This is a genomic window from Stenotrophomonas sp. SAU14A_NAIMI4_8 (genome assembly GCF_003086695.1).
In the GTDB taxonomy this organism is placed as follows: Bacteria; Pseudomonadota; Gammaproteobacteria; order Xanthomonadales; family Xanthomonadaceae; genus Stenotrophomonas.
On the sequence record NZ_CP025999.1, the window covers coordinates 634,200 to 652,853 of the forward strand.

Here is an 18,654-nt window from a genome sequence, read left to right on the forward strand (position 1 = left end):
GTCAGGCCGCCGGTGGCGCGTCGAACAGCGACCCCTGGCGCGGCGGCGGCGCCAGCCGCGCACGCAGCGCGGCCGGGTCGTCCAGCGCGCTGCGCGGGTGGTGGTCGGCCAGCTGCACGAACGGCAGCAGCTTGTTCATGGGCGCCTTCAGGCGCGCCACGTCGGCCACCCGGAGCCGTCCGTGCCGGCGCGCCATCAGCACCCGCTTCACGTTGCGCACGCCCAGGCCCGGTACGCGCAGCAGCAGTTCCTTCGGCGCGCGGTTCAGGTCCACCGGAAAACGCTCCGGGTGCCGGATCGCCCAGGCCATCTTCGGGTCGATATCCAGATCCAGCATGCCGTCGCCGCTGTTGTCGGTGATCTCATCCACGCCGTAGCCATAGAAGCGCAGCAGCCAGTCGGCCTGGTACAGGCGGTGTTCGCGCTGCAGTGGCGGTGGCTGCACCGGCAACTGGCGGCTGGCATCGGGAATGGGGCTGAAGGCCGAGTAGTACACCCGCCGCATGTGGTAGTTGCCGTACAGCCGATCGGCGCTGAGCAGGATCTGCTGGTCGCTGGCGCCGTCGGCACCAACGATCATCTGCGTGCTCTGCCCGGCCGGGGCGAAGCGAGGCGGCCGCGGGCGCGCGCTGCGCGTGGGCGTGGATGTGGCCGCCACGGCAGGCGGCGCGCGGCGGGCCTCCTTGGCCTCGTCGATGCGCCAGCGCAGTTCACCCATCGCACCGCGGATGGTATGGCTGGTCTTTTCCGGGGCCAGCGCGGCCAGCCCGGCATCGGTGGGCAGTTCCACGTTGATGGACAGACGATCGGCATGGCGGCCTGCACTGGCCAGCAGTTCCGGGGACGCCTCGGGAATGGTCTTCAGGTGGATGTAACCGGCGAAGCGATGCTCCTCGCGCAGCTGCCGGGCCACTTCCACCATGCGTTCCATGGTGTAGTCGGCGTTGCGGATGATGCCGCTGGAAAGGAACAGCCCTTCGATGTAGTTGCGCTTGTAGAAATCCAGGGTGAGCGAAACCACTTCCTCCACGCTGAAGCGCGCGCGCGGCACGTTGCTGGAGACGCGGTTCACGCAGTACGCGCAGTCGTACACGCAGAAGTTGGTCAGCAGGATCTTCAGCAGGGACACGCAGCGGCCATCGGGCGTGTAGCTGTGGCAGATGCCCATGCCCTCGGTGCTGCCAATGCCGCCAGACGTGCGCGAATCGCGTTTGCCGGCGCCACTGGAGGCGCAGGAGGCATCGTATTTGGCGGCATCGGCCAGGATGGCCAGCTTGCGAAGGGTTTCCATGGCGGAAACCTACGCAGGGGCTGTCTCATTCGGTGAGACAGCCCCTTAACCCTTCAGGATTGCCGCCGGGCATGGCCCGGCGCTACCCGTACCATGCCCGGCGGATGGGCTCAGAACCCGTGGGTGATGCTGGGCTGGGTGGCCGACGAGAAATCGGCGTAGGGATCGTGTTCGCCACTGCCGCCTTCGGACAGGCGGAACTTCAGCGCCAGACCATCGCGCGAATCGGCCGCACGCAGCGCCTCTTCCTGCTCGATCACGCCGCTCTTGGCCAGCCGGAACAGGCACTGGTCGAAGCTTTCCATGCCTTCTTCCAGCGACGATTCCATCGCCGCCTTGATCTCGTGCACCTGGCCGCGGCGCAGCAGGTCGCGGATCATCGGCGTGTTGATCAGCACCTCGGTGGCCGGCAGGCGGCGCCCGGCCTTGTTCTTCACCAGGCGCTGGCTGATTACCGCACGCAGGTTCAGCGCCAGGTTCATCAGCACGTTCTTGTGCGCGCTTTCCGGGAAGAAGTTCAGGATGCGCTCGATGGTCTGGTCGGCGTTGTTGGAATGCAGGGTGGCCAGGCACAGGTGGCCGGTTTCGGCGAAGGCGATCGCCGCCTCCATCGTTTCCGCATCCAGGATTTCGCCGATCAGGATCACGTCCGGCGCTTCACGCATCGCGTTCTTCAGCGCGTTGTGGAAGGCATGGGTGTCCAGCCCGACCTCGCGCTGGTTCACGATCGACATCTTGTGCTTGTGCAGGTATTCGATCGGGTCCTCGATGGTGAGGATGTGCCCGGTGGTGGTGCTGTTGCGGTGGTCGATCATCGACGCCAGCGAGGTGGACTTGCCCGAGCCGGTGGACCCCACCACCAGCACCAGCCCTCGCGGGGTCATGATCACATCCTTCAGCACCTGCGGAAGATTGAGCTCTTCGATGCTGGGAATGCGGCTGCGGATGGCACGGATGACCATGCCCACCTCGCCGCGCTGCTTGAACACGTTGACGCGGAAGCGACCGGCGTCGGGCAGGGCAATGGCCATGTTGAGCTCCAGCTCGCGCTCGAACTGCGGCACCTGGCCTTCGTCCATCAGCGAGTAGGCGATCTTCTTCACCATGCCCGGCGGCAGGCCGGTATTTCCCAGCGGGTACAGCTTGCCTTCGATCTTGATGTACACCGGCGCACCGGTGGTCAAGAACATGTCCGAGGCGTTCTTTTCGGTCATCAGCTTCAGGAAGTAGCCGATATCCATCGCGAATTTTCCCCAACGAAACCGCCAGCGACCGTTGCAAGCACGGCGTCGGCTTGACGACAATGGCCACGTACCGACAACCGGGCACGGGCCTCCCCAATGAAACGACTTAGCTTCGCACAAATGCGCCAGGGCCTGTATGTGATGGCGTTGGCATTCGCGGTGTCTGCCCCCGTTGGGGCGCAGGAAGCCGCGCTGGAACTGGCCCAGGCCCAGCAGGCCGTGGAAAAGGCCACCCAGGCCGATGCCGACCAATATGCGCCAGACCTGATCGGCCTGGCCCGACAGGGGCTGGAACAGGCCCAGCGCGCCGCCGGCGACCGCCGCGAGCGCAAGAACGCCCCGGCCCTGGCCCTGCGCGCGGCCGCCGACGCCGACCTGGCCCGCGCCCGCAGCGAGGAGGCCACCGCCACCGCCCAGCTGCAGCTGCGCCGCAACGAGGTGAACCAGCTGCAGCGCCAGCTGTCGACCGGGGAGGACCGTCGATGAAGACGCTTTCCACCCTTGCACTGGCCACCGCGTTGGCCCTGCCGGGCCTGGCCCTGGCCGCCGACAACCCCATGGTGGGGCAGCTGACCCAGCGCCTGATGGCGATCCAGGCCAACCCGGACACCGCTGAACTGGGCGCTTTCGAGCGCATGCAGGCCCAGCAGGCCATCGCTACCCTGGAAAAGGCCAAGCGCCGCGACCAGGAGCTGGCCACCTACCTGGCCGAGCGCCGTGTGGATATCGCCGAAACCAGCGTGCGCGCCGCCCTGGCCGCCCGCGAGGTGGACCGCCTGGAGCGCACCCGCAGCGATCTGCTGATCGAAGCCAGCCGCCGCGACGCGGCCCGTGCCCGCCAGGAAGCCGAACAGCTGCGCATGCAGGCGCAGATGCAGGCCGAGGAGTCCGAGCGCCTGCGCCTGGCCGCCGAGGCCGAGACCCTGGCCCGCCAGGACGCCGAAAACGCCCTGACCAGCGTGGCTGGCAAGCAGCAGCAGCGCCTGAGCGCGGCCCAGCAGAACGCGGCCAAGCTGGCCCGTGAAGAGGCCGAGCTGGTATCCGGGCAGAAGCTGCCGGGCTCGAAGTTCGACGGTCGTGGCGAAGTCTTCACCCTGGGCGGTGACGCCTTTGCCGCCGGTGCGGCCGGCCTGTCCGGCGGGGCGAAGAGCCAGGCCAAGGCCCTGGCCGAGTACCTGAACATCGGCAAGAAGGGCCGGGTGCGCATCGAGGCCTATGACAGCGCCACTGGCGTGGGCCAGAAGCGTGCCGAAGCCCTGCGTGACGCGCTGGTGGCGGCCGGTGTCGCAGGCAACCGCATCCAGGTGGCCGGCAAGAAGGCCGCGTCCACCAAGGCCCGCTCGGCCGAGGTCATCGTGGCCCCGTAATTGATTGAATTTGTTTGTTTTTCGTTGCTTTGAGTATTCAGCCTGAACCCCGCCACGGTGGGGTTCGGTCTTTTTGTCGCAGGGGCTTGAACCCGGCCTGCAGCAAGCGTAGGGTCAATCGTCCGGGACGCAATGCCGCGGACCGGACGATGGGAGGGCCGGGCCGATGCAAGCAGGGCGCGAACCGCAGCAGACCGACGTGCGCAGGCCAGTGCCGCGGGTCGTGGTGCGCACCCATGTGGCCATCTCCCGGCGCTCCTCCATGAACAACGCCCCGTGCCTTGCGGCCGGGGCGTTCGTGTATCTGTCGAAGGAGGTCCATCATGTTTGAAGATCAGCCCCAGAGCGAGATCGACGCCCGTCGCGCGTGTGATCCGGAGTTCCGGGCACTCCATGACCAGCACCGTAAATTGAACAAGAAGTGCATGGACGCGGAGTTGGGTGTCCTCCCGATCGATGATGTCACCCTGGGTCGAATGAAGCGCGAGAAGCTGCTGGCCAAGCAACGCCTTCTGCGTATGTACGAAACCCCGCTTCCCACGACGTCCCCCACGCACTGACGCACGCGCTCACGCCCGGAACGGCGTGATCCGGCCATCGAAGGCCCGGCCAGGCACGTGACCTGGCCCCGCGGTATCGCCAGAAACGGCGGCCGCGCCAAGGCACCACAGGCGGTGGTGCCTTGGCCCGCAGGCCCCGGCCTGCGGACATCCCATCAGCCTGAGTCCACCGATGCGGGCGGTACCGGTCTCCTCGTCGATCCGGGGCCGTCCGCATCCTCCTTTCCTGGTCCGCCTGACCCTGCTTTGGTAGGGGCCAACCTTGGTTGGCCCGCCCTGGCCGCCACAAACGCATGCGCATCGCGGTGCCTGACTTTCGGCGCCATCCGTCGGATAATCCATGGTCCGGCCCTGCGCGGCGCGAAACGAAAGTCCCCGAATGCCCATCCATTCTTCCGTCCTCGAACTCATCGGCAAGACCCCGATCGTCAAGGCCCAGCGCCTGGATACCGGTGTCTGCGAGCTCTACCTGAAGCTCGAAAGCGCCAACCCGGGCGGATCGATCAAGGACCGCATCGGCCTGTCGATGATCGAGGCCGCCGAAAAGCGTGGCGATCTGAAGCCCGGCGCCACCCTGGTGGAAGGCACCGCCGGCAACACCGGCCTGGGCCTGGCCCTGGTCGCGCAGCAGAAGGGCTACAAGCTCATCCTGGTCGTTCCCGACAAGATGAGCCGGGAAAAGATCTTCAACCTGAAGGCCATGGGCGCCGAAGTGCGCCTGACCCGTTCGGACGTGGCCAAGGGCCACCCCGAGTACTACCAGGACCTGGCCCAGACCATCGCCGAGCAGACCCCCGGCGCCTACTTCATCAACCAGTTCGGCAACCCGGACAACCCGGCCGCGCACGAATTCGGCACCGGCCCGGAAATCCTGGAGCAGATGGGCGGCGACCTGGACGCGATCGTGTTCGGCTGCGGCAGCTCGGGCACCATGACCGGCCTGTCGCGTGCCTTCGCCAAGCTGTCGCCGAAGACCGAACTGGTGCTGGCTGACCCGGTAGGGTCCATCCTTGCCGAGTACATCAACGACGGCAACCTGAACGACAAGTCCGGCAGCTGGCTGGTGGAAGGCATCGGCGAGGACTTCCTGCCCTCGATCTCCGATTTCAGCCGCGTCACCAAGGCCTACCCGATCACCGACGCGGAAAGCTTCCACACCGCGCGCGAGCTGCTGGGCAAGGAAGGCATTCTGGGCGGTTCGTCCACCGGCACCCTGCTGGCCGCCGGCCTGAAGTACTGCCAGGAACAGTCCACGCCGAAGAAGGTGCTGGTGCTGGTGCCCGACACCGGCAACAAGTACCTGTCGAAGATGTACAACGACTATTGGATGCTGGACAACGGCTTCCTGCAGCGCCCGCAGCACGGCGACCTGCGCGACCTGATCCTGCGCCCGTACGGCCAGCGCGACACCGTGGTGATCGGCCCGAACGACCTGCTGACCACCGCCTACCAGCGCATGAAGCTGTACGACGTGTCGCAGCTGCCGGTGATGGACGGCGACCAGCTGGTCGGCATCGTCGATGAAAGCGACGTGCTGCTGCACGTCTATGGCGACGAAGCGCGCTTCCGCGACCCGGTGGCCACGGCCATGGTCAGCAAGCTGGACCGGCTGGACGTGAAGTCGCCCATCGAGGCCCTGCTGCCGGTGTTCGACCGCGGCCAGGTGGCCATCGTCATGGACGGCAACGCCTTCCTTGGCCTGATCACCCGCATCGACCTGCTGAACTTCCTGCGCCGCCGCGTGCAGTAAGCGCACGATCACGCGCGTTCGCTGCTGAATCCCGGTTTATCCGCGTCAAAGCTCGTTAAGGGCGCGCTGATAGACTCCCGCTCCTTCGACGGCGCCGAACACCGGCGCCATTCAGGAAACGAAATGTCCAACGCTTCCAAGCCCGATCGCGCGCTGGCCCTGGCCACGCTGGCCATCCACGGCGGCCAGTCGCCCGATCCGAGCACCGGCGCGGTGATGCCGCCCATCTACGCCACCTCCACCTACGCACAGTCCAGCCCGGGCGAGCACCAGGGTTTCGAGTACTCGCGTACGCACAACCCGACCCGCTTCGCCTACGAGCGCTGCGTGGCCTCGTTGGAAGGTGGCACCCGTGGTTTCGCCTTCGCTTCGGGCATGGCCGCCAGCAGCACCGTGATGGAACTGCTGGACGCCGGCAGCCACGTGGTGGCGATGGATGACATCTACGGCGGCACCTTCCGCCTGTTCGAGCGCGTGCGCCGCCGCACCGCCGGCCTGGATTTCAGCTTCGTCGACCTGACCGATCTGGCCGCCTTCGAAGCGGCGATCACCCCGCAGACGAAGATGGTCTGGATTGAAACCCCGACCAACCCGATGCTGAAGATCGTGGACATCGCCGCGGTGGCTGCCATCGCCAAGCGCCATGGCCTGATCGTGGTGGTGGACAACACCTTCGCCTCGCCGATGCTGCAGCGGCCCCTGCTGCTGGGCGCCGACCTGGTGCTGCACTCGGCCACCAAGTACCTCAACGGTCATTCGGACATGGTCGGTGGCATGGTGGTGGTCGGTGACGATGCGCCGTTGGCCGAGCAGATGGCCTTCCTGCAGAACTCCATTGGTGGCGTGCAGGGCCCGTTCGACAGCTTCCTGGCCCTGCGCGGCCTGAAGACCCTGCCGCTGCGCATGAAGGCGCATTGCGCCAATGCACTCGCGCTGGCGCAGTGGCTGGAAAAGCACCCGGCGGTGGAAAAAGTGATCTACCCGGGCCTGCCTTCGCACCCGCAGCACGAGCTGGCGGGCAAGCAGATGGCCGGCTTCGGCGGCATTGTCTCGATCGTACTGAAGGGCGGTTTCGAGGCGGCCAAGCGCTTCTGCGAAAAGACCGAGCTGTTCACCCTGGCCGAATCGCTGGGTGGCGTGGAAAGCCTGGTGAACCACCCGGCGGTGATGACCCATGCCTCGATTCCGGTGGCGCGCCGCGAGCAGCTGGGGATCAGCGATGCGCTGGTGCGGCTGAGCGTGGGCGTGGAGGAGCTGGAGGATCTGCAGGTGGATCTGGAAAGGGCGCTGGCGGTCCCCTGAGCGGGGATGGCTCGTAGAAACGTATACCATGCAGGGCTGCAATGAGCGCCATTCGCGCTTGGTCTGGCAGCCATGCTCATGAATTCATCTAGAAAGGGAAAAATCGATGGCTAAGAGTGCTTTGATCACCGGAATCACTGGGCAGGATGGCGCCTATCTTTCCAAGCTGCTGCTGTCCAAGGGGTACCGTGTGCACGGTGTTCTGGCACGTCGTAGCTCGGACACCATTTGGCGCCTTCGTGAGCTCGGCATCGAGAACGAAGTCACTCTGCACGATGGCGACCTGACCGACCTGTCCTCCATGGTGCGTGCCATGGACGCCACCAAGGCGGACGAGGTCTACAACCTTGGCGCACAGAGCTTTGTCGGAAGTTCCTGGGACCAGCCGCTGCTGACCGTGAAGGTTGATGGCCTTGGCGCACTCAACGTGCTTGAGGCGGTGCGTGTGGTCAATCCGCAGGCACACTTCTACCAGGCCTCGACCAGCGAAATGTTTGGTCTCATCCAGGCTGACCTGCAGGACGAGAAGACCCCGTTCTATCCGCGCAGCCCCTATGGCTGTGCAAAGTTGATGGCGCACTGGCTGACGGTGAACTATCGCGAAAGCTTCAACATCCATGCCTCCAGCGGCATTCTGTTCAATCATGAATCCCCGCTGCGTGGCATCGAGTTTGTTACCCGCAAGGTGTCTGATGCCGTGGCCCGCATCAAGCTCGGCATGCAGTCCGAACTGCCCTTGGGCAATATCGATGCCAAGCGCGATTGGGGCTTTGCCGGCGACTACGTCGAAGCCATGTGGCTGATGATGCAGCAGGAGAAGGCGGACGACTACGTGGTCGCGACCGGCGTCACCACGACCGTGCGCGAAATGTGCGACATCGCGTTCCGCCATGTGGGCCTGAAGATGGACGATCACGTGGTGATCGATCCGAAGTTCTTCCGCCCTGCAGAAGTGGAAGTGCTGCTCGGCAACCCGGGGAAAGCAAAGGAAAAGCTGGGCTGGCAGCCGAAGACCAGCCTGGAAGACCTGATCACCATGATGGTGGATGCGGACATGCGGCGTCTGGGCGGCTGAGGCATCGTGGTTCACGCTCTTCCTCTGCAATTTCCCGGCCGGACTGCAGGCAGGCAGGATCTGAGCCTGTTTGCGGCAGCACCTGCACCCGTGGAGATCGGGAGGGCGCAATGAAGGGGACTCTTGGCCGCGTCGCCGGGGGTCTTCGTCGACAGTGGAATCGCGCAGCGCTTGCGGCGAGAACCTTCCGCCTGCGCCACCATCGATTCCCGCCGTTGCCGGCCGTGCCCTCGACGCCGATGGCGTCGGGGCCATTGCCGACTGCCGTGGATACGGGGCAGTCGCTCAACCTCTATGGGTTGTTGTCCAAGCAACTGGGCTTGGGCGAGAGCGCGCGGCTGTACGCGCGGGCCTTTGCCGCCCACGGTATCGGCGTGACGCTGCATGACATTCCCCTCGCGACCCCGCACGCACGCATGCAATGGGAGGTACCGGGTTGCTCGGTGGATCAGCCGCTGCGTGACGCCGATCTGGTATGCGTGAACCCGGATATCTGGTCGGCGGTGAAGCCCCTGATACCGGCGCGTCCCGAGCTGCGACTGGCAAGTTGGTTCTGGGAACTGGAAACGCTTCCCAGAGCCTGGTTCGACGCCGTTGGCGATTTCGATGGGATCGTGGTCGCGACGGATTTCGTTGGCAATGCGGTGCGGGAATCCTGTGGAGCCCGGGTACACAAGGTAGGGTTGCCGCTGTACGTCGGGCCCGACAGTGGTCTGCAGCGTGAGGCCTTTGGCTTGCGCGAGGATGCGTTTGTGTTCCTGGTGAGTTTCGATTTCTTCTCATCCATGAGCCGGAAGAATCCGCTGGCGAGCATTGCGGCGTTTCTCCGTGCCTTCGGCAACACGCCCGCCGATGTGCAGCTGGTGATCAAGACCGGTCATGGCGAGCAGAATCACGTGGCGTTTCAGATGTTGCTCGCTGCCGCCGGGAAGGACCCCCGAATTCTCGTCCGCAATGGCCCGCTTGCCGCTGCCCATTGGGGGGCACTGCAGCGCTGTTGTGACTGCTATGTGTCTCTGCACCGGGCTGAGGGCTTCGGGCTGGGCATGGCCGAGTGCATGGCGCGCGGCAAGCCCGTCATAGCTACCGGCTGGTCAGGCAACCTCGAGTTCCAGGATGCTGATTCAGCCTTGCTGGTCGAACATCGGATGGTTCAGGTTGGCAGGGGCGATTACTCCGGCGGGGAAGGCCTGCGCTGGGCTGATCCCAGTGTCGATGACGCCGCCGCAAAGATGCGCTGGGTGTATGAGCATCGAACGGAGGCGCAGGCGCTTGCGGAGCGTGGCCGGGCGAAGGTTGCCAAGGTGCTCTCGCCGGCCGCAGTGGCCCTGCAGATGCGTGCCGCGCTGGGAGGCGCGCTGGCGTGAGCGGCAAACATCCCCGCGGTCATCTGGGGATGCACGCGTGAGTTCGGTCGTGAGGGCCCGATGCTAGGATGGTCCGGCCCATGGTGTCGCAAATGACACTCTATTACCCTTGTTGCGACGCAATCGTAAGGCGGACCGGGGCTTCAGGCACCCGAGGAAACATTTTGCGCATGTCGGTTCTTGCCGGCATGAATGGACAATCAACTACAGGATCAGGCGGCCAACTTCTCCAATGAGCATCTGGGTAGACATCAGCAATATCTCGACCTTCACCGGGGGCGTCGTCGGCATCATTCGAGCTGAGCTGGAGATCGCCTACAACATGGCGAAGATTTCCGACCAGGTTCGTTTCTGCCGTCTGAATCAGGCCTCCGATGGTATCGAGGAGGTCTCTCGGGCTGATCTGGGCTGGTTGCTGTCAGCTGCGACTCCGGTTGAAGGCTTCCTCAACCACCGTTCGCAGAAAGTATCTTCCAGTTCCATCGGGGACAGTTCGGCGCTGCCCCTGCCATTGAAGGAGTTCCGCTCCGCGCGCAGTCGCGGGCAGCACACCAAGCTGGCCATGCAGGGGCTGATGAGCGTCCTGCCCTTGCCGCTTGCCAAGGCTGTCTACTACATCAGTCGACCGTTCTACCTGATGTTCCAGGGCAACAGCGTGCCGGCCAAGCCGGTCGAGAAGCCCAGCGCCGCGCGCATGCCGGCGATCCCGGACCACCCGTTCTCGCCCGGGGACGTGATGTTCTCCTGTGGCTGGAAGGACAGCAACAAAGAAGCCATTTACGGTCGTGTCCGTGAATCGATGGACTACCGGTTGCATCTGTCGTACCTGATCTACGACACCATCCTGATCAATCCCAAGACCAAGTTCCTCTACGGCGCCAACTCCGAAGCCGAGTTCCTGAAGTACTTCAAGTGGGTTGCGACGCATTGCGATCTGGTCTTCTACGGCGGCAATACTGCACGTCGTGATTCCCAGGAGATCCAGCGCTCGTTGTCCTTGCCGGTTCCGGCTGGTCAGCCCGTCCGCTTCGGTGATGTTCCCAATGCGTCGTTGCAGCCGCTGGACCAGGACGCGACCGATGCACTGCTCGAAAGCATGGGTCTGGAGGCGGGCAAGTACATGCTTTGCGTCGGCTCGGTGGAGCCGCGGAAGAACCATGGTGTGCTGCACCGTGCCTATCGCGAAATGATCGAGAAGCCCGAAGCCTACGGTCTGGATCCTTCGCAGCCGCTGCCCAAGCTGGTGGTTGCTGGTGGCCTGTATGGCGATGTCGGACTGGTCCATGTGTTCAAGGAAGACGACCGCGTCTCCCCTTACGTGCAGTTCGTACGTCCGTCCGACGAGGAACTGGACGCGCTGTACCGCAACTGTCGTTTCACACTGATGCCTACGCTGTACGAAGGCTGGAACCTGACGCTCCCGGAAAGCCTTTCGTTCAACAAGTTCTGCATTTCTTCCGATGTCGCGCCGATGCGTGAGATTGGCCGCGACATGATCGACTACGCAGATCCGCACGAGCCTTCGGAGTGGGCGCGCCTGATTGCCCGCTACACGATCGACGACCAGGCGCTTGCGGAACGTGAGGCCTACATCGGTCGCACGTGGCGGAACAAGCCGTGGCGTGCCACCGCCCAGGATATTCACGACCACCTGGTCCAGTTCGATTTCCCGGCGCATGTCAATCCGCCGTCTTCGCGGTTGTGGCTCGACTTGACGCTGATCAACAATCACTACGGTAGTGCCGATGGCATTCCGCGCGTTGAGCTGGGTACTGCCTGGGAGCTGAACCGGGATCCAACATCGCGCGTGCAGTTCTTCGAGACCCGGCGCAACGGGAATGACGTGGAGTTCGTTGAACTTACCGCTGTCGAACTGCCGTGGCTTACCCGAAGCCGCTCCGACTATCCGCAGGCCTACCACGACCACATGGCCTACAAGCGCCACATGATCGAGCAGGCACGCCGGAACCAGGAAGCGGCATGGATGGTTGGCAACGACCTTGCCAGCCAGGTCTTTGGACCGATGATGGTGGCCCAGCCTTCGCGTCGCAGCCGCATCAAGACTGCTCTGCTGCACATGGCCAGTCTGCTGCCGGCATCGACGATGGCATGGCTCTATCGCGTGGTGAAGGGCAAGAGCAACGACGAGCTGGCGGCACTCGCCAGCAAGGGGTCGGCGCCTGCGACGCGTCCTGCGCCATTGCCGGAGATCCGCACCGCTACGGGACCCACGATGCCCACCGATCCGCAGGCATTGAGCTTCGAGCGCAAACCGCTGCGCATCGTTGCCCATCCTTTTGAAGCGGGGGATCGCGTGCTTTCGGTGGGGTTGGACTGGGAATCCAGCTATCTGCAGGCCATCTCGATCATCCGTGAGGAGACGCGCATCCGCACGGCATACCTTGTCCACGACATGATTCCGCTGCTCGAGCCGCACTTCTACCAGCCCGAGATCAGGAAGCTTTACGAGATATTCTTCTACTGGGTCTGCCGTACCAGCGATGTCGTTCTGTTCGGTGGCAATACGGCGAGAAAGGATGGCGAGCGCCTGATGGCGCGCTATCACCTTGAATCGCTGCCGCGCACCAAGGGGTTGCGACTGGGGGCCGAGTTCGAGGCTGAAGAGCTTGCGCCGCGGGAGGAGGATGCCGAAGTTCTCAAGCGACTCGGCGTCGAAGGTGATTTCCTGCTGTCTGTCGGAACCATCCAGATCCGCAAGAACCATGAGGTCCTCTACCAGGCCCTGGTGAAGTGGCTGGATGACCCGGAAGTGGATGCGTCCACCGTTCCGACGCTGGTCTTTGCCGGGCGGCAGGGCTGGCTGGTTGAGGGCTTGATGCAGCAGCTTCGCAATGACACACGCGTTGCGCGCCACTTGGTTCTGCTTCAGCCCACCGATGAAGAGCTGCGCGTCCTGTACCGCAACTGCCGGTTCACGCTGCTTCCCTCGTTCTACGAGGGAGCGGCGCTGCCGATTTCCGAGTCGCTGGCCTATGGCAAATTCTGTCTGGCTGCCGATGTACCCCCGCTGCGTGAAACGGGCGGCAAGTTCGCCGATTACGTGGATCCGCGCGACGTCAAGGGGTGGAGGAATGCGATGGAGAACTACTACAGCCACCCCGAGCTGCTGGCCGAGCGCGAGGCCTTGATTGCAGGCGAGAAGACGCATGCATCCTGGCGCGAGTTCGCCCGCGACCTGGTGGCCGAACTGCCCGCCCCTGCGGTAACGCTGTCCCACCATGAACGGGATGACAGCATCAAGGAACTGCATTGATGAAGATTCTGATCACCGGTGCGACCGGTTTCCTTGGCAAGGCGCTGGCAAAGGGTCTGGTTGAAGCGGGCATGGACGTCCAGGCACTGAACCAGCCGAACGGCGACCGCGTGGATCTGACCAACATGGACGCCGTGCGCGTGGCCATGGCCGGGCGTGAGTTCGATGTACTGGTTCATCTGGCCGGATACGCGTTCGTGCAGCGCTCCAATCCCGCGGAGTTCTATCGCGTCAACGTGCTCGGCACCGAGAATCTGATCGAAGCCATGCTTGAGTTCGGGCAGGGGCAGGGGGGCGTTCTCTGTACCAGCACGGCCGGTGTGTACGGCCAGCAGACCGAGCTGCAGCTCCACGAAGGGCTTGTTCCGCTGCCACTGAACCACTATTCGATCAGCAAGTACGGGATGGAGCAGTTGCTGCGCAAGTACGCCGGTGACCGCCAGATAACGGTGGTGCGTCCCTTCAACATCATTGGCAGTGGCCAGAGTTCGCTGTTCCTGGTGCCCAAGCTCGTGAGTCATTTCGCCCGCCGGAGTCCCTCCATCGATATCGGCAATCTGGAGCCGGTCCGTGACTACGTGGCCGTCGAAGATTTCGTGGATATCATGGTGTCGCTTGCGACGCGGCCGCTGCGCAACAACACGATCAACATTGGTACCGGGCAGGGGCACTCTGTTCGCGATGTCATTGATTGCCTGGCCTCGTTGTCAGGTCATCAGCCGGAACTGCGCCAGGTCCATCAGCACGTCCGCAAGGATGATATTTCCCGGCTGGTGGCCGACCCGTCGCATCTTCGCTCAAGCGTGGAATTCGCTCGCGAGTTCACCCCGCTTGAGCAGGTCCTTACCCATCTGCTGGAAGAGCACAAGGGCAAGGAGTAAGTTCAATGCGATTTGAGTGGATCCTGCTGGCGTACTGCTTCGTACTTGTGCCCTTTGCGGCGGTCTATGCGACCGTCTGCATGCGCGTCCTGAAGGCGCCTGCGGCCAGCTACTCGGCCAGCTTCAGCAAGCCGTTGGAGTCGTTGCGTGGCGTCGCCGCGACCCTGGTGGTGTTCTCGCACACCACCATGTATTTCTACGCAGCAGGCCAGGGTGCGGGCTCCAAGGCCTCCAGTTACCTTGGGCAGAGCGGCGTCATCTGGTTCTTCATGCTGACCGGCTACCTGTTCTGGAGCATGGTGCTGTCGGATCGGCTGAACCTCAACACGTTCTATGAGAAGCGGCTGCGCAGGCTGGTGCCCGCGATGGCTGGCATGGTCTCCGCTGCAATTCTGTACGAGTGGATCGTCGCCGGGTTCCCTCGGCCGAACCAGGAGCAGATCCTCTCCGCATTGCGCAACTATGCCTTCTATTTCGCTGGTGGCGTGCATGACGTGTTCGTGCCCGAATCGGTCATGCGAATCAACAATCTGTGGACGTTGCGCTGGGAGTGGCTGTTCTACATCGCGTTGCCGATCGTAGCTGCGCTGACCCGCAGCTGGCGCGGCCTGACCTGCGTGTTGATCATTCTTTCCATCGGGTTGACCGATGTGGTCACGCAATGGCGAAGGGAGACGGACGCGGCGCTCTTCCTGGCGTTCTACCTGGGCATGAGCGCGGCCGTTCTTGACCGGAGCATTCGTGCTTCGCTGGAGCGTTGGCAGTCGCTGGCCGACTATCTTGCCCAGCCCATCGTGCTGATTCTGGCATTGTTGCTGTCTCTTTCCACGATGACCATGCCTGCCGATCTGATCCGTTCCCACAACCTGCAGTTCGTGCTGCTGTGTGCGCCGGTGTTCTTCTGGTTCCTGATGCTCGGTCTGTCCCGCAAGCCCGACAGAGTCTGGCTGGTGAACCGGTTCTCGCTGGACATGGGTCGAATCAGCTACTCGGTGTATCTGTGGCACCTGCTGGTTGCGTATGTGGTGCACAAGTTTTTCCAGCATGGCTACCTGCCGGGCTTCAACACGCGCACCATGTATCTGCTCATGCCGGTGATCGTGGTGGCGATCACGATGCCGCTGGCAGTGCTGTCGTACCGGTTCCTCGAGCACCCCTTCATGTCGACCAAGCTGAAGCGGGATACAGGAAGGACCAGCGAGTCGTCCATATCTGGAACTGGCTCAGAATAAAAAAACGCCGCCCGAAGGGCGGCGTTTTCATTTGAACGTTGGGCGATTCTCAGTGCTGGCCGAAGTAGTGGTTGCATACGTCGGTCGGGTCGCCGTCCATCCGGATCCGACCATGCTCCAGCCAGATGACCCGGGTGCAGTTGTCCAGGATCAGGTCCCTCGAGTGGCTTGCGATCACGAGGATACTGGAGGAGCGGACGAAGTCGTGCAGCCTTGCGTTCGCCTTCTGGCGAAAGCCTTCATCACCCACGGACAGCCATTCATCCATGAGCAGGATCTCTGGCTGGACCAAGGTGGAGATAGCAAACGCCAGGCGCAGGTGCATGCCGGTCGAATAGGTGCGGATCGGCATGTCGATGAAGTCGCCGAGCTCGGAGAAATCGACGATCTCGTCCATGCGCCGGGTCAGGACAGCGCTTGGAATTCCCAGCAGGGCACCGCGGTAGTAGACGTTGTCGCGGCCGGTCGCTTCCGGGTCGATGCCGAGCGAGATATCGATCAGGGAGCCGATTTCACCCTGTACCTCGGCACGGCCTGAGGACGGATGGTAGACGCCGCTGAGCAATCGCAGCAGCGTGCTCTTGCCGGCGCCATTGTGCCCAAGCACGCCAATCCTGTCGCCGTCATGGAACTTGAAGGAAATGTTCTCCAGCGAACGGACATACACGCTGCCCTTGGCATTCACGTCGACCCGTCCACCGGTGGCAACCTGCACCAACTGCTTCTTCAGTGAGCGGCTGTCGGCGTTGTACACGGGGAAATCGACGCATACATCTTCAAAGTGGATCTTTGCCATGGGAAACCTGCAGTCAGAGCCAATAGGCGATACGGCGGCGGAACTTGCCGAAGAAGAGAAGCGTGACTGGCCAGCCCACGGCAAGCAGTCCAAGCGCCACGAACCAATGGGTCTTGTCCGGCACGGTCCCCAGCAGCGGCGCCCGCATCAGCTCCATCAGATGGTAGAAGGGGTTGTAGGTCAGGAAATAGCGCGCAACTTCCTGTGGCAGCAGCCGCGGCATCCACATGATTGGCGTGGTGTAGAACATTACCTGCATCAGGCTTGCCACCATCTGCGGGAAGTCGCGATAGCGCGTGCAGATGGTGCCGAGCAGCAGGCTGACCCACATCAGGTTGAGCGTAACCAGTACGAAGCCCAGAAGGCTGAGGACCGCTGTCAGCGAGAATTCCCGGCCCAGGAAGAGCATCGCGATGGGGATGATCACGATGTTGTGCGCCAGGATGATCGCGTTGCGCCACACCACACGCGCAACATGCACCGTGAGTGGGATCGGCAACTGCTTGATGATGTGATCTGCCGAAGTGAAGGCCGTGCAGCCCTCCGTGATGGTCGAGGACATGAACGTCCAGATGACCAGACCGGAGGCGAGGAAGGGAAGGAATTCCTTCATCGGCGCTTTGAACAGATGGCCGAAGATCAGTCCAATGCAGCCCACCAGGATCGCCGTGCTGATGGTCAACCAGAAGGGGCCGATGATGGAGCGGCGGTAACGCTGCTTCACATCCTGCCAGCCCAGAAGGGTGGGCAGACGAATGCGCTTGATGGTGGCGGAAACGTCCGCTGTTGCAGTTGAAAACGACGTTGCGATGTTGGGCATGAGCGGGCGAGGGAGCTGATGCAGTTGGACAGACTATTCTACGCTCGAACGTCTGATTGACCGAGGAAATGGCGCCGAGGGGCAGGGCAGGATTCAGCCGTACCGCCGGCACCGGGAAACGATCGACAAGGATGCGTTTGAGCAGAGCCGACCCTGGGGCCGGCTCGGAGTGAGGCATTCACGTATGTGAAAAATGCCGGTCCTGCCGTCCAGGCGGCGAGCTGTGACCCTGGCAGGCGGGAATCAACCCGCCTGCCGCACAGGCCATGGGCGGGATCAGGCCCGGCCGTAGCTGTCTTCGAAGCGGACGATATCGTCTTCGCCCAGATAGCTGCCGGACTGTACTTCGATAAGTTCCAGCGGCAGCTTGCCCGGGTTCTTCAGGCGATGGGTGACGCCGAGCGGGATATAGGTGCTCTGGTTTTCCGACAGCAGGATCACCTCGTCACCGCGGGTCACTTCGGCCGTGCCGCTGACCACGATCCAGTGTTCGGCACGGTGGTGGTGCATCTGCAGACTCAGCGTCGCACCCGGCTTCACGGTAATGCGCTTGACCTGGAAGCGGGCACCGTTGTCGATGGAATCGTAAGCGCCCCACGGGCGGTAGACCTTGCGATGGGCGGCGGCTTCGCTGCGGCCATCGCGCTTGATCTGGCCGACGATTTCCTTGACGTCCTGCACGCGGTCCTTGTGGCCCACGAACACGGCGTCGTCGGTTTCCACGACCACCACGTCCTGCAGGCCGACCATGGCAATCAAGCGGTTGCCATAGGCATAGCTGTCCTTGCAGTCCAAGGCGATCACGTCACCGTGGCAGGCATTGCCGTCGGCGTCCTTGTCCGACACTTCCCACAGCGCCGACCACGAACCCACGTCGTTCCACTCTGCATCCAGCGGGACGACCGCGGCATCGGCGGTTTTTTCCATCACTGCGTAGTCGATCGAGTCGTTCGGGCTGGCAGCGAACGCATCGGCGTCCAGTCGGATGAAGTCATTGTCGCGGGCCGCCTTGTCCAGTGCCTGGCGGCACGCAGCCAGGATCGCCGGCTGCAGCGCTTCCAGTTCCTTCAGGTACCGCGAGGCCTTGAAGAGGAACATGCCACTGTTCCAGAAGTACTCGCCCGAAGCGACGTACTGTTCAGCGGTGGCCAGGTCGGGCTTCTCGACGAAACGGTCGACGGCACGCACGCCTTCGCCGGCGGCGGCCTTGATGTAGCCATAGCCGGTTTCCGGGGCAGTCGGCACGATGCCGAAGGTGACCAGCTTGCCAGCCTCGGCTGCGATGGCAGCTTCCTTGACCGCCGCGTGGAAGGCTGTTTCGTTGCGGACCACATGGTCGGAAGGCAGGACCAGCAACAGGGCGTCGTTGCCGCCGGCCAAGGCCTGCAGCGCGGCGATGGCAATGGCCGGCGCGGTGTTGCGGCCCACCGGCTCAAGAATCAGGGCTTGCGGCAGCACCTTGCACTCACGCAGCTGCTCGGCCGCCATGAAGCGGTGTTCCTGGTTGGCAACCACGATCGGCGCAGCACCTGCAATGGAAGCGACGCGCTTCCAGGTGGCCTGCAGCATGGTGTCATCGCCGACCAGAGGCAGGAACTGCTTCGGATAGGCTTCGCGCGACAGCGGCCACAGCCGGGTGCCCGAGCCGCCGGAAAGAATGACGGGAACAATAGGGGTCATACGAAGTGGTCCTTC

The 18,654-nt window shown here is 63.4% G+C and carries 15 protein-coding genes; 10 read left to right on the forward strand and 5 right to left on the reverse strand.

Annotated features, from left to right (window positions below; all coding sequences use genetic code 11):
• Nucleotide 1: 1 nt before the first annotated feature.
• Both C1930_RS02815 and C1930_RS02820 read right to left on the reverse strand, forming a co-directional pair.
• A complete protein-coding gene (locus C1930_RS02815; RefSeq protein ID WP_108771032.1) occupies nt 2-1,291 on the reverse strand; it encodes a putative DNA modification/repair radical SAM protein in 1,290 nt (429 codons plus the stop codon).
• Between the two features lie 110 nt (nt 1,292-1,401).
• Nucleotides 1,402-2,532, reverse strand: coding sequence for a PilT/PilU family type 4a pilus ATPase (locus C1930_RS02820; protein WP_108748415.1), 1,131 nt, complete (start codon nt 2,530-2,532; stop codon nt 1,402-1,404).
• A gap of 123 nt (nt 2,533-2,655) precedes the next feature.
• Here C1930_RS02820 and C1930_RS02825 point away from each other — a divergent pair, with 123 nt between their 5' ends.
• The 10 genes from C1930_RS02825 (at nt 2,656) to C1930_RS02870 (ending at nt 15,343) form a co-directional block, all read left to right on the forward strand.
• Nucleotides 2,656-3,021: a DUF4398 domain-containing protein gene (locus C1930_RS02825; protein ID WP_108748416.1), complete on the forward strand. Its 366-nt coding sequence runs from the start codon at nt 2,656-2,658 to the stop codon at nt 3,019-3,021.
• Nucleotides 3,018-3,902: an OmpA family protein gene (locus C1930_RS02830; protein ID WP_108771033.1), complete on the forward strand. Its 885-nt coding sequence runs from the start codon at nt 3,018-3,020 to the stop codon at nt 3,900-3,902. The genes C1930_RS02825 and C1930_RS02830 overlap by 4 nt, the downstream gene beginning before the upstream one ends.
• A 323-nt stretch (nt 3,903-4,225) precedes the next feature.
• Nucleotides 4,226-4,462: a YdcH family protein gene (locus C1930_RS02835; RefSeq protein ID WP_108748418.1), complete on the forward strand. Its 237-nt coding sequence runs from the start codon at nt 4,226-4,228 to the stop codon at nt 4,460-4,462.
• 379 nt (nt 4,463-4,841) lie between these two features.
• Nucleotides 4,842-6,212, forward strand: coding sequence for a pyridoxal-phosphate dependent enzyme (locus tag C1930_RS02840; protein ID WP_108771034.1), 1,371 nt, complete (start codon nt 4,842-4,844; stop codon nt 6,210-6,212).
• Between the two features lie 123 nt (nt 6,213-6,335).
• Entirely contained in the window at nt 6,336-7,514 is a 1,179-nt protein-coding gene (locus C1930_RS02845; RefSeq protein ID WP_108771035.1) for a cystathionine gamma-synthase, read from the forward strand.
• A 106-nt stretch (nt 7,515-7,620) separates the two neighbouring features.
• Complete coding sequence (gene gmd, locus C1930_RS02850) at nt 7,621-8,589, forward strand: GDP-mannose 4,6-dehydratase (RefSeq protein WP_108771036.1); 969 nt, start codon at nt 7,621-7,623, stop codon at nt 8,587-8,589.
• Between the two features lie 110 nt (nt 8,590-8,699).
• Entirely contained in the window at nt 8,700-9,956 is a 1,257-nt protein-coding gene (locus C1930_RS02855) for a glycosyltransferase family 4 protein (protein ID WP_108771037.1), read from the forward strand.
• Between the two features lie 232 nt (nt 9,957-10,188).
• On the forward strand, nt 10,189-13,230 hold the full coding sequence (locus C1930_RS02860) for a glycosyltransferase (protein ID WP_108771038.1): 3,042 nt from the start codon (nt 10,189-10,191) through the stop codon (nt 13,228-13,230).
• Nucleotides 13,230-14,111 carry an NAD(P)-dependent oxidoreductase gene (locus C1930_RS02865; protein WP_108771039.1) on the forward strand — a complete coding sequence of 294 codons (882 nt, stop codon included), beginning with the start codon at nt 13,230-13,232 and terminating at the stop codon, nt 14,109-14,111. The genes C1930_RS02860 and C1930_RS02865 overlap by 1 nt, the downstream gene beginning before the upstream one ends.
• A 5-nt stretch (nt 14,112-14,116) precedes the next feature.
• A complete protein-coding gene (locus tag C1930_RS02870) occupies nt 14,117-15,343 on the forward strand; it encodes an acyltransferase (protein WP_108771040.1) in 1,227 nt (408 codons plus the stop codon).
• Nucleotides 15,344-15,392: 49 nt separating this feature from the next.
• Here the strand turns inward: C1930_RS02870 and C1930_RS02875 are convergent, their stop codons facing one another.
• From C1930_RS02875 to C1930_RS02885, 3 genes are all read right to left on the reverse strand, one after another.
• On the reverse strand, nt 15,393-16,139 hold the full coding sequence (locus C1930_RS02875; RefSeq protein WP_108771041.1) for an ABC transporter ATP-binding protein: 747 nt from the start codon (nt 16,137-16,139) through the stop codon (nt 15,393-15,395).
• A 13-nt stretch (nt 16,140-16,152) separates the two neighbouring features.
• On the reverse strand, nt 16,153-16,959 hold the full coding sequence (locus C1930_RS02880) for an ABC transporter permease (protein ID WP_108771042.1): 807 nt from the start codon (nt 16,957-16,959) through the stop codon (nt 16,153-16,155).
• Nucleotides 16,960-17,235: 276 nt separating this feature from the next.
• Nucleotides 17,236-18,639: a mannose-1-phosphate guanylyltransferase/mannose-6-phosphate isomerase gene (locus C1930_RS02885; protein ID WP_108771043.1), complete on the reverse strand. Its 1,404-nt coding sequence runs from the start codon at nt 18,637-18,639 to the stop codon at nt 17,236-17,238.
• Nucleotides 18,640-18,654 lie beyond the last annotated feature (15 nt).